This is a genomic window from Metabacillus sp. 84, assembly GCF_050107715.1.
Taxonomy (GTDB): domain Bacteria; phylum Bacillota; class Bacilli; order Bacillales; family Bacillaceae; genus Metabacillus_B.
This window is the reverse complement of sequence record NZ_JBNILN010000018.1, coordinates 37,197-47,908: the sequence shown is the minus strand read 5'-3', so window position 1 is coordinate 47,908 and position 10,712 is coordinate 37,197. Positions and strand designations below refer to the sequence as shown.

Annotated in this window: 10 protein-coding genes and 1 pseudogene; 2 read left to right on the top strand and 9 right to left on the bottom strand. The window is 44.9% G+C overall.

Features of this window, described 5'->3' with window-relative positions:
• Positions 1–73 (bottom strand): annotated as a pseudogene (locus ACQCV8_RS19170) (IS200/IS605 family transposase); the annotation flags it as partial.
• 350 nt (positions 74–423) lie between these two features.
• Positions 424–1,371 carry a GGDEF domain-containing protein gene (locus tag ACQCV8_RS19165; RefSeq protein ID WP_426847065.1) on the bottom strand — a complete coding sequence of 316 codons (948 nt, stop codon included), beginning with the start codon at positions 1,369–1,371 and terminating at the stop codon, positions 424–426.
• 842 nt (positions 1,372–2,213) lie between these two features.
• Between ACQCV8_RS19165 and ACQCV8_RS19160 the strand changes: the two genes are divergently transcribed.
• Entirely contained in the window at positions 2,214–2,612 is a 399-nt protein-coding gene (locus ACQCV8_RS19160; RefSeq protein WP_426847064.1) for a helix-turn-helix domain-containing protein, read from the top strand.
• Between the two features lie 110 nt (positions 2,613–2,722).
• On the opposite strand, the gene ACQCV8_RS19155 is transcribed toward ACQCV8_RS19160, so the two are convergent.
• The gene (locus tag ACQCV8_RS19155) at positions 2,723–3,922 is read right to left on the bottom strand and encodes an MFS transporter (protein ID WP_426847063.1); all 1,200 of its coding nucleotides are present in this window, start codon (positions 3,920–3,922) and stop codon (positions 2,723–2,725) included.
• 450 nt (positions 3,923–4,372) lie between these two features.
• Between ACQCV8_RS19155 and ACQCV8_RS19150 the strand changes: the two genes are divergently transcribed.
• On the top strand, positions 4,373–4,678 hold the full coding sequence (locus tag ACQCV8_RS19150) for a DUF3243 domain-containing protein (protein WP_426847062.1): 306 nt from the start codon (positions 4,373–4,375) through the stop codon (positions 4,676–4,678).
• A 103-nt stretch (positions 4,679–4,781) separates the two neighbouring features.
• On the opposite strand, the gene ACQCV8_RS19145 is transcribed toward ACQCV8_RS19150, so the two are convergent.
• The 6 genes from ACQCV8_RS19145 to hpaE are packed head-to-tail and all read right to left on the bottom strand — an operon-like array spanning position 4,782 to position 10,706.
• Positions 4,782–5,165 carry a 5-carboxymethyl-2-hydroxymuconate Delta-isomerase gene (locus ACQCV8_RS19145; RefSeq protein ID WP_426847061.1) on the bottom strand — a complete coding sequence of 128 codons (384 nt, stop codon included), beginning with the start codon at positions 5,163–5,165 and terminating at the stop codon, positions 4,782–4,784.
• Positions 5,165–5,920, bottom strand: a complete 756-nt coding sequence (locus ACQCV8_RS19140) for a fumarylacetoacetate hydrolase family protein (protein WP_426847060.1) — start codon at positions 5,918–5,920, stop codon at positions 5,165–5,167. Before ACQCV8_RS19140 ends, ACQCV8_RS19145 begins: the two co-directional genes overlap by 1 nt.
• A complete protein-coding gene (locus ACQCV8_RS19135) occupies positions 5,917–6,690 on the bottom strand; it encodes a fumarylacetoacetate hydrolase family protein (protein WP_426847059.1) in 774 nt (257 codons plus the stop codon). The genes ACQCV8_RS19140 and ACQCV8_RS19135 overlap by 4 nt, the downstream gene beginning before the upstream one ends.
• Positions 6,691–6,703: 13 nt before the next feature.
• Positions 6,704–7,690, bottom strand: coding sequence for a 3,4-dihydroxyphenylacetate 2,3-dioxygenase (gene hpaD, locus ACQCV8_RS19130; protein ID WP_426847058.1), 987 nt, complete (start codon positions 7,688–7,690; stop codon positions 6,704–6,706).
• A gap of 16 nt (positions 7,691–7,706) precedes the next feature.
• Positions 7,707–9,179, bottom strand: a complete 1,473-nt coding sequence (gene hpaB / locus ACQCV8_RS19125; protein WP_426847057.1) for a 4-hydroxyphenylacetate 3-monooxygenase, oxygenase component — start codon at positions 9,177–9,179, stop codon at positions 7,707–7,709.
• Between the two features lie 3 nt (positions 9,180–9,182).
• Positions 9,183–10,706 (bottom strand): 5-carboxymethyl-2-hydroxymuconate semialdehyde dehydrogenase, encoded by a 1,524-nt coding sequence (gene hpaE, locus ACQCV8_RS19120; RefSeq protein ID WP_426847056.1) that lies wholly within the window; start codon positions 10,704–10,706, stop codon positions 9,183–9,185.
• Between the last annotated feature and the right edge of the window lie 6 nt (positions 10,707–10,712).

The window sequence follows — 10,712 nt, the reverse complement described above, 5'->3', positions numbered from 1 at the left end:
GATACCGAGGACAAAAGACAAAATGATAGTTGAGCAATGATACGGTTGTACTTGTTCTTCTATATTCATTCATAGGTTTATTGTATCAGTTTTATTTAAAAACTGATTCAATGCGACAATAAAAAAAGAACAAAACATTTCGGATGCTTGAAGCACCACAAACCTTACGGTTTTCAGTGGTACTCCGTATCCGACCTCACTTTCATCTCACACCTAAAGGAATGGGCTTTCCCGTTCGGAAAATCTGTAAGATTAGCATTCTGCAGAATGTAAGCACATCAGGTCATAGCTTTTAGCAAATATTACCCTTAAGGAGGAGTTTTGAACCCTTTCCGAAATGTTTCCCCTTAAAAAAACAGAAAAGAATGACATCAAATGACGGAATAAGGAAACTAAAAGGACTTTTATCCCTTTTTCACTGACTTAACTGGCTTCTGCTGTTTTGACACGATTTCCACCAAAGCTTTTTGCCTCATATAGTCTACGGTCTGCCTCGTTCATTAAGTCAAGGTAGGAATTGCCCTCTTTAATAAACAGGCTGGCTGCCCCCAGGCTGATCGTCACTCCCTGCTCCAGCCCGCCATCTATTTTAATTTTTATATTTTCAACTGCGCTTCGGATTTCTTCTGCCAGAATCTCAACATCTTTATCAGGCCGATCCTCTAGAATGATGACAAACTCTTCCCCTCCATATCTTGCTGCTAACCCTCCCATCTTCCTTGCAGATTGTTCCAGGCTTTTAGCCACCTCCCTGATACACTCATCGCCCTTAATATGGCCATACGTATCATTAAAAGATTTAAATGAATCGATATCAGCCATAATGACCGATAATTTTCTTTGAGGAGGATGGATTGCTTCTTTCCATTTAGATGAAAGGTAGGAATGAAAGTAACGGCGGTTATAGATCCCGGTTAATGCATCTAAATCCGCAATGCTTTTAAGCTGCTCATTGGCCTGCTGAAGGTCCATTATCTCCTTCATCAATTCAGCCACTCTTTTACTTTCAGCCGCCTGATTCGCCTTAACGCCCAAACTGAATAATATTTTTGTCTTCGTTACAGGCAGCACCATGTAATCCTCCGCACCTGCATGATAGAGCAAATCAACTTTACTCGACACCTCTGCATCCAGTATCGGCAAAAGAACTCCATAATCATTTAAAAGTTCATTCTTTAGCTTCGGCAAAACCTCATCTGGGCCGTCCTTCCATATATCCTCTGATACGAGGATTAGATCGAATAGCTCCGTGGAGGTGTTTTTTATAGACACAGCCAAATCCACCGTTTTAACTGAATGAAAAAGTTCACGTTTTGTTTCCCCAATTTGAGGCATATCCATTTTTTCCATACCGATATGGATTGTTCTCATAATTTTTTGCACTCCTTCTTCGCTTAAGGTTCAGAACCTATAGTTAAATAACGAATCCTAACCTCAAATGGATCATTATGTATTTTCATTCTTTACCCTTAGTAGAAGAAGAAGAAAACCGGCCGGGCACTTTCCAGGCTCCAGCTTTAATGGTTAGATCTAAAAAAGACGTTTGGAGTTCTTCTCCAAACGTCTACCTATAGGAAGTGCCTGTAACAAATTGATGGATAGTCCATTAAATGCAAAGGAATACTGACAAAAAGAAACACCTGAAAGCCCATTTTAAAGAACAAGCGCAAAAAGGTGAAGCAGCATGAATTTTAATAATGAGTTAAATATAATCTCGAGAGCTCCGCAGTACTTGTCTGTTGATTTCCGTAGCGGGCGCTGTTTACGCAGAAGCCTCAAACTTTCCTCTCAATCAACAGCTGAAACTAGATGTATTAAGCAGCTTTACCCTATCCACACCAAAAATGCCCAGCCATTTTTTCTCCATGAACATGCTTCGGTTAGACAAATCTTCAGAAAACCCAGAAGCATGTAACATGTTTTCAGTGGCTGGTGGTTCTTTTATGAAAGGCAGCACATTCTCATCTCATTGCCTTTGTTAATTAAATTTGCATGGATTTCCAAAAATGAACGCTAAAGCTATAGTATGACTCAGAATTTTGGTTAATTACACCATTCTGTGTTTTTCCCTTTTTTTCCTGAATATATTTTGGTTAATTGTTCCTTGAAGTGAGCTGCCCAATCACCATTGTCCAGGATCTGCTTCAGCCGACAAGGTGCGTATCATCCGTTTTCTGAGAAAAAATCATTACTTATAAGGCAGGGATCCCGTAATGAAAAAAATTAAAGAGCTCAGGAAAAAAAATGGGCACACCCTTAAAGATCTGGCTGACAAAGTCAATTATGATCCCAGTAATCTTTCCAAGATTGAACGAGGCATCAATCAGCCTTCACTTACCCTTCTTTCAAAAATAGCATCCGTCTATTCTAAAGACTTGAATTATTTTGTAGATGACGAAGAACAATGGGAAACAGATAGGGGTAATGCCAAAATACAAGAGATGAACCTAGATTCCCCTGATCTATTAAAGAAGGTTACCCTTTATATAGATGGAATAAAAATCACGAAAGAAGAAATGGAATTTATTCTCGATATAACGAGAAATTTGAGGGCAATCATTCATAACAAAAAGATACAGCAGTCACAATTGGATGAGCTGCCGGCTGAATAATCCGGTAGCTTCTCGTAGTTGTACGAATCGCTATGAGGAATTTTTGCATAAAAGAACCCAAGAACACGGGCTGTATTCTTGGGTGATAGATACATTTCGTTACGATCCAATTAAGATTTTACCAGCGCAGATTTCTTGCGGGTCTGTCTCTGCCAGCCAATGGTAATAAACAGTGTAAAGATAAGGAGTACAAATCCAAGCATAAAAGGATATAAAATCTGGACGTCATATAAAAGGCCTGCAAACGTAGGTCCCAGTACATTTCCAATACTCATGTATGAATTATTCAGGCCCATTGCAAATCCCTGTTCATTCCCGGCCATTTTCGAAATCAGTGTATTTAAAACAGGTCTGAGGATAGAAGTTGCCAGGAAAATAATTAGGGTTATGCCGAAGAACAGAATGTAGTCGTCCGCAAACAGAGAAAATAAAAATCCTGCAGCGGCCAGCGCTATGAATAGATTCAGAACAGTGCCTTCACCGAACTTCTCCACAATCCAATTCACAATAAACAGCTGGACAACCACACTGACAATCCCGGTGGATGTGACCATGAATGCAATATCCTGCGGAGATGCCCCGAATTGATCGTCTACAAAAAGGCCGAGTACGGATTCATAGGCCATCAGGCCAAAGCTCATAATGAGAGTGATGACCAACGGAACGAAATATGGCTTCCTGACAGACAGAGCAAGCTTTCTTAGCATAGACTCTGTATCAGGGCTTACATGATTTTCTTCAGGAGCCTGGATAGACTCACTTTCCTTTAATACCAGGACAGAGAATAAAACAGCCACCAGGGAAACGAGGGCAGAAATAAGGAAAGGCATTTTCAGTCCCAGTTCTGCCAGGAATCCGCCGACTCCGGGACCGATCACAATACCCAAAGACATAGATGCTGAAATATAGCTGTTTCCTTTTGCCCGCTGCTCAATGGTTGTAATATCTGCAATGTAGGCAAAAATAGCCGGAATTAATAGAGCTGCCCCAATTCCGCCAATAACGCGAGAAGCGTAAAGAAACCAAATGGAGTCGGTCGCATAAAAAATAAACATGGAAAGCGTCAAGCCGGCAAGACCATACACAATCATCTTTCTTCGTCCGTACTGATCCGCCCAGCGGCCCGCGATCGGCGAGAAAAGAAGCTGCGCGCCTGCAAAAATAGCAATCATCAGACCAGCCGCCATGCCTCCCTGGTCAATTGATTTTAAATAGGCCGGCAGAATGGGAATGATGATCCCAAAACTTCCAATCGCAATAAACATGTTAATCATCAAAATAATGAGCTGCTTTCGCTGATTACCTGTCATAATGAATCCTCTCTTTCTGATGCAGTATTAAAAGTATGACGGCCGTAAAGAACATAAAAAAACCGCTATCAAGCTCCAGATAGCAGGCCACGCAAAAGCAAAAAGAGTACAGACCCCGCCATTCGAAGCTGTATCATTCCACTTAAGATCTATGGTCACACCTATCCCATTCAGAAAAGTTTTCGCCCTCTATAGGAACTTCTTTAAATAGGATTAGCTGTTCATGGCAATTAGTCACCCTTCCACAATATGTACAAATAATAATACCTTATTCCGATGGCCAAATCAATGAATTGCCCTTGGATTAAGAGAGCTTACCGGCGGATGAAGGAGGACCGCCGGGGTTTCGCTGATTCATACCTTCAGCAAAACGTATAGTTAAGAGTTACAGCGTTTACAACTTATCCAAGGGGGTATTGTAAGTTATACCAATTAAAGGAGGATTTTGAAATGGCTAACACAAATGTGAACAATGTGGATGAGAAAGTTGATCAAATGGACTCCGAAAAAAGGGATCGTATTCTACAGGACTTTGAACAGTTTAAAAGCTATCTATCAGATAAAGTAAGCAAGGGTGAGAAACTGGGGATGAATGAGGAGCAGCTGGCAAAAGCTGCGGAAAAAGTTGCAGACTATTTAGCCAAGCATGAGGAACCCCGCAATTCAGAGGAAAATCTGTTAAAAGAGCTATGGAAAGTGGGAGACAAGGAAGAGCAGCATGCCTTAGCCCATATGCTTGTCAGACTGGTAAAGTAAGCAGCTTGATACAATGAAAATACTGCGTAATAAAAACCGGGAAAGCGAATTCCCGGTTTTTTCTATTATCCATGTTCTGCAAGTGCTTAGACAGAAGACGATTTTATTGAAAGCGCTTATGAATATTGTTATATTTATATGTTCCTGATTCACTGAATTCACTAACCTCCATCGACAAAGCGAGATACCGGCTGGAAAAAAGCTCCGCGAAATGCTGTTTAGCCATGCCGAATAAAGCTTCGCAGACAGCCAGCTTATCTTCTTCCTCTCTTCCGGCCCCCAATTTGAGGCTGATATGGACAAATGCGTCATCTTCTTTGCCATCGGCTATCCAGTAATGCCTGATTTCCATTGCTCTTGAACGGATGCCGCCTTTTGGGAAAAGATCGCTTCTGCTTAAAAAAATGGCATTGATTTTCTTAAGCAGTTCTTGTATTCTTGCGGAATCCTTTATATTACTCGTATATTCTACGATAATATGAGGCATCACAAACCTCCCTCTCCATCCGAAACGATGGTATTCACAAGCCTTCCTAATCCCTCGATTTCTGCAATAACGACGTCTCCTTCGGCAGTATTGGCAAGCCCCTCCGGCGTTCCGGTAAGGATGATGTCATTTTCATTCAAGGTCATGAACCCGCTCAAGTATTCAATCAAATAGGGAATGGTAAAAACCATATGACGTGTGCTTCCCTCCTGAGTCAGGTTACCATTGATAAATGTGCGCAGTGTCAGGTTCATGGGATCAGGGATGTCCTCCGCATCTGTCAGCCACGGGCCAATCGGTGTGCAGCCATCCCTGTTTTTTACTTTTAAATTGGGGCGGTAATAGTTTTCCAAGTAGTCCCTTACGGCATAATCATTCGCTATTGTATAGCCTTTAACATAATCATAGGCATCCTTTTGCTTAACTCTCCTCGCCTGTTTGCCTATCACGGCAGCAAGCTCGCATTCATAATGCATATAAGAGGCATTTGCAGGCCGTTTTGTTAAACCTCTGTGGCCGATTAAGGTATTCGGGCCTTTTAGAAAGATCAACGGCTCTGATGGGGCTTTAAAAGCAAGTTCTTTAGCGTGATCGGCATAATTCAATCCAAGGGCAAAAATCGTGCCCGGTTCCAGCGGGGGGAGCCAGACGACATCCTCTTCCTTGACGGTCATTCCGCTGCCCAGGATAATTTGTCCATTTTTCTCTGTAGCCTCGTGAATGCTTCCCCCATACGCTACTCTCGCTCTTTTCATAGCTCTCCCTCTTTTATGAAACGGTTTTCCAGTGTTCCTACGCCGGTTATGCTGATTTTCACAACATCCCCCTCCTTTACCCTCGGCGGATTTCCCGGGACGCCAGCCAGAAGGACATCACCTTCAAGTAAGGTCATAAATTCGGTTACTTCAGCAATCAGGCTCTGAACAGGACGGATTAACCCAGACATTGCCGTTTCCTGCTTCAATTCCTCATTCACATAAACTTGAATGGAGAGTGCCCCGGGATCCGGCACCTCCTGGCGCATGATAATCCATGGACCGGCCGGACAAAAGCTGTCCCGGCATTTTTGTACAATAGCCGGCCGGTGCACACTTGAATGGGGGATAGTCAGATCGTTAACCACCGTATACCCCTTTACATACTCAAGCGCTTCCTCTTCGTTCACTCTGGAAGCTGTTCTCCCGATAACGATGCCCAGTGCACCGCCAGTCTGCAGCTCTCGTTCACCTTCTGGGATTGGAACCGGACAAAGGTTCCCAGTAAGGGTATTAGCCGGCTTGATATACAAAACAGGAGCTTTTGGCGGTTGTTCGTAAGGCGCCTTGTAAATAGACTCCCCCAGTGCTTCCAGTTCCCCGCTGAAGTTTAAGAGCGTACCGTAAACCGTTCCGATAATCGGGCATTCCAGCGGGCGCCTGTCCGTGACGGCAGCCTTTCCATACAGAAATACATCTCCATGATCGTTTACCTTTACTTCTTGCAAAAACGAAGAGCCAGGGATTTTCATCATCGCTGCTTTGATCATTTATCCTCCCCTCCTATATCATAAATTCCGGCTTATGCTGTTTTAATGCCGGCTCCGATACCGGGATCGGTTCGCCTGTTTCTATATCCAGAAACGGAGATGTTTCATTAAACCAGCTGTCCGGTGCTTTTGTTCCCCAGAAGGTCTGCCGTCTCGGGTCATTCAGATCCCACCGAATGGGTTTGAAATCCGGATCGCTTGTTAAATAGTCGCCGCTGTAAAGTTCAATGCGGTATCCGTCCGGATCACGCAAATACAGGAAGAAAGCATTGGATAAACCGTGCCGCCCGGGCCCCCGCTCAATGCTCCCGGCATACCCCATAGAGGCCAGGACGTCACAGCAGTGAATGATCGCCATTGGATCCGGAAGCCAAAAGCCAATATGATGAAGCCGCGGTCCTTCGCCATTCATAAAGGCCTGATCATGTACCGTTTGCTTCCGGTGAAGCCAGGCTGCCCAGATTCTCCCGTCCTCTGTGGCGGTATACTCCGAGCAGGAAAAGCCAAGCTCATTTCTATAAAACCCGGACGCAGCCTCCACATCAGGAACTGAGCAATTCGCATGGTCAATGCGCTGTACTCTTGCACCCCTGTATAAATCATAGCGCTGAAGCATTCGCTCAGCGGCGTCCATTTCGCAAAAAAACTCAATAGGCATTCCGGAAAGATCATGGACGTGAAGCGCCCTTCCAAGTGCATGCTGAGTTCCCCTCTCAAGCCACTTCGTTTTCAGTCCCTTACCCTGAAAAAGGGACTGAATCCGGTCTAGATCCTCTTCTGATCTGACCTTGTAGCCAAGGGCATGCACTCCGTGTTTTTCCGATTTTTTCAAAACCAGACTATGGTGGGTATGCTCTTCCATTCCTCTTAAATAGATGGCTTCACCTGTGTGTTCAGTTTCCGCAAACCCTAATGCTTTGACGTAAAACTCCCTGGAACGCTCCAAGTCCTTCACGTTCAGCACCGAGCGGGCCAGACGGATAATATGAAAATCGGTCATTTCCCTCCCCCCTCTTCTAGTTATTCTTAATAAGTTCAGCAGATCGGTCCAAAAAGGCTTTAACCCGGTCTACATGCTCCTGCTTTTCGTATCCGCTGTAAAGTGCGCTCGCCATCCGCACCGGATCGCCGAAAAAGAACCGTTCATACAGGGTTTGTCTTGACCCGAAGGAACTCATGCATACATCCCAGGCAAGGCGGTAAAGCTTTACGCGGCTGTATGCATCCCCGGTTGCAGACTGAAGGTATTGATCCAAATCAGGGCGGATCTCTGAAGAAAAATCTGCCTCTGATGGAATGGCCATTAAACCGCTTGCTCCCATAAGCTGCATGATTTCAGTAAAGCGCGGATACATTTTCGGAAAGTAGTTCCGGGCAGCGTTAAGAGGGGCAAAGTCCGGGGTCATCGTTCCCCAGCGGTCAAGCTTTGCATTGGCTTCAGAAGCTGTCAAGTAAGCCTTTAATGTTTCAAGTGCAATAATGACCTCAGAAATCTTCTCCTGGATGTGCTGATATTGTCCGATGTTGATCGTTTCTGCCATAAGCTGCAGGATACCGAGGATAAATTCTGTTTTCGCAATATTTTTAGCTGCTACCTGATGTGTCATATGAACAACAGCGCTGCTTTCTGTGTATGCTTGGTTGCACACCGCTACATCTCCCAGAGAAAAAACACGTTCCCATGGCACAAGGACATCATCAAAGACAACAATCGTATCCATTTCTTCAAAACGGGACCCGAGCGGGTGATCAAAATCTGATTTTCCGTAATCGAAGGATTCCCGGCAGATAAATTTAAGACCCGGTGTGTTATTCGGAATGCAGAAGGCATACGCATACGGGTTTTCTTCCTCCGACTGCTTTAGCAGGGTGGAAGGGAAGACCATGATTTCATCTGTTATGCCGCCTTGAGTTGCTAAAAGCCTTGCTCCTTTAATCAAGACCCCATCCGGTTTTTTTTCTTTTATTCTCGCAGCGGTAAACGGATCGGACAGCCGGGAGGCACTGACACCCCGGTTAACCTGCGGCTGAATAAGCGTGTGGGTCAGCGAAAGATCGTTCTCTCTTGCGTATTCATAATAATTCAGCATGTTTTTCGCATAAAGAGGATCCTGTACTCCGAACATTTCAGCCGCCGCGCCATAAGCCATTAGTCCAGCGTTAATATAATCCGGTGAGCGCCCCATCATGCCTCCGTGATATCTCGCCCACTCCTGCATCATCCTCCGTCTTGCCGACAGCTCCTCTTTTGTTGAGGGCTGCATAAATGAAGTCCCGACCCTCTCTCCTGTCTTCGGTGACACATAAGTCATAAACTCATTTTTATTGGGATCATGCTGCATATCATACAGCTCGGCCTGAGATTTCATCACCCCTTTAAATGCAGGATGCTCCGATATCTTTCCCTCGGCTTTCGCTCCATGAATCCAGATTTCTGCCTGGGCACTGTCAACGCGGTCGATATATTCTTTTCCTGTTTTAGCCGGCATTGATTACAGCTCCTTTCTTTTTCCGAACTGAGGAATGTGATGATTCCCGAGCGCTGTATGAATAACCTTTGGCTCACAATAAAATTCAAAAATAGCATAATGCCCGCCTTCCCTGCCGATCCCGCTTGCTTTCATGCCTCCAAAAGGAATCCGCAGGTCACGTACATTATGCGAATTAATCCACAGCATTCCTGCTTCTACAGCCTGTGCCACGCGATGTCCCCGTTTCAGATCATTTGTCCACACGTATCCGGCGAGGCCATAGGGCACGCTGTTTGCAAGCCGGATTGCTTCTTCCTCGGTTTCAAATTCAATGACCGACATGACCGGTCCGAAAATTTCCTCCTGGCATACTCTCATCTCATTCATCGCATTAAGCAGCAGTGTTGGCGGAACAAAGTTTCCATCCATTAGATTTTCCGGCACCGTGCCTTGAACGACGTCACAGCCTTCCTTTTCCGCCAGTTCAATATAGCGCTTCACTTTCCTGCAGTGGTCTACTCCGATAAGAGGACCAAGCTGAGTATCAGAATTCAGGGGATCCCCCATAACGATGTTCTCTATTCGTTCTTTTAGCTTCTCTACGAATGAACTCTTTACGTCCTTGTGCAGGAGCAGGCGTGAATTGGCTGTACACCGCTCACCATTAAATGAAAAAATCCCCCACACTGCTGCATCAAGCGCACGGTCGGTATCCGCATCTTCAAACACAATCAGCGGAGACTTTCCTCCAAGCTCCATCGAGGTTTTCTTTAGTGTATCTGCTGCATTTTTAATAATGATAGAGCCTGTTTTTGTCTCACCCGTAAAGGAAATCGCCTTCACATCCGGATGGGACACAAGCGCTGCGCCAGCGGTTTCACCAAAACCGTGAACAACGTTAAATACTCCTGGCGGCAGCTCTGCCTTATGAATGATCTCCGAAAGCTTGCCAGCAGTCAGGGGAGAAAGCTCTGCCGGTTTAAGAATAACCGTGTTTCCAGTGGCAAGCGCCGGGGCAATCTTCCATGTTTCCAGCATAAACGGCGCATTCCATGGGGTGATTAACCCAATAGGCCCCAGCGGCTTGTAAACTGTATAATTGAGAAACTGGTCATCTGCTGTATAGGCCTCCCCATGCAGCTTCGTCTGAACCATTCTTGAGTAAAACCGGAAATTTTCAGCAGCACGCGAGGCCATTTTTCTAGTTTGGGAGATCGGGAGACCCGTATCCAAAGATTCAAGATAGGAAAGTTCCTCGATTTCTTCCTCTATTAATGCTGCGATGTGCTCCATGTACGCCATCCTCTTTTCCAGCTTCAAAAAGCCCCACGGCCCCTCTTCAAAAGCTCGCTTAGCGGACGAAACAGCTAAATCCATTTCCTGCTTTCTGCCTTCTGCAATATGGTTAATGATCTGGTTCGTATATGGATTAACGTTCTCAAATGTCTGTTCTGATTTGATGAATTTCCCATTGATGTAATGCTTCACATGCTGGAGCTGTTTGTGCTCAGCTCCGGCTGCATTTGGTTTGGACTGAATGGTCATCCTGCT

What these genes read in the sequence shown, in the direction of transcription:
- ACQCV8_RS19145 (WP_426847061.1), bottom strand. Translation starts at nt 5,165, where the DNA reads ATGCCTCATATTATCGTAGAATATACGAGTAATATAAAGGATTCCGCA.
- ACQCV8_RS19140 (WP_426847060.1), bottom strand. Translation starts at nt 5,920, where the DNA reads ATGAAAAGAGCGAGAGTAGCGTATGGGGGAAGCATTCACGAGGCTACA.
- hpaD (WP_426847058.1), bottom strand. Translation starts at nt 7,690, where the DNA reads ATGACCGATTTTCATATTATCCGTCTGGCCCGCTCGGTGCTGAACGTG.
- ACQCV8_RS19135 (WP_426847059.1), bottom strand. Translation starts at nt 6,690, where the DNA reads ATGATCAAAGCAGCGATGATGAAAATCCCTGGCTCTTCGTTTTTGCAA.
- ACQCV8_RS19165 (WP_426847065.1), bottom strand. Translation starts at nt 1,371, where the DNA reads ATGAGAACAATCCATATCGGTATGGAAAAAATGGATATGCCTCAAATT.
- hpaB (WP_426847057.1), bottom strand. Translation starts at nt 9,179, where the DNA reads ATGCCGGCTAAAACAGGAAAAGAATATATCGACCGCGTTGACAGTGCC.
- ACQCV8_RS19155 (WP_426847063.1), bottom strand. Translation starts at nt 3,922, where the DNA reads ATGACAGGTAATCAGCGAAAGCAGCTCATTATTTTGATGATTAACATG.
- hpaE (WP_426847056.1), bottom strand. Translation starts at nt 10,706, where the DNA reads ATGACCATTCAGTCCAAACCAAATGCAGCCGGAGCTGAGCACAAACAG.
- ACQCV8_RS19150 (WP_426847062.1), top strand. Translation starts at nt 4,373, where the DNA reads ATGGCTAACACAAATGTGAACAATGTGGATGAGAAAGTTGATCAAATG.
- ACQCV8_RS19160 (WP_426847064.1), top strand. Translation starts at nt 2,214, where the DNA reads ATGAAAAAAATTAAAGAGCTCAGGAAAAAAAATGGGCACACCCTTAAA.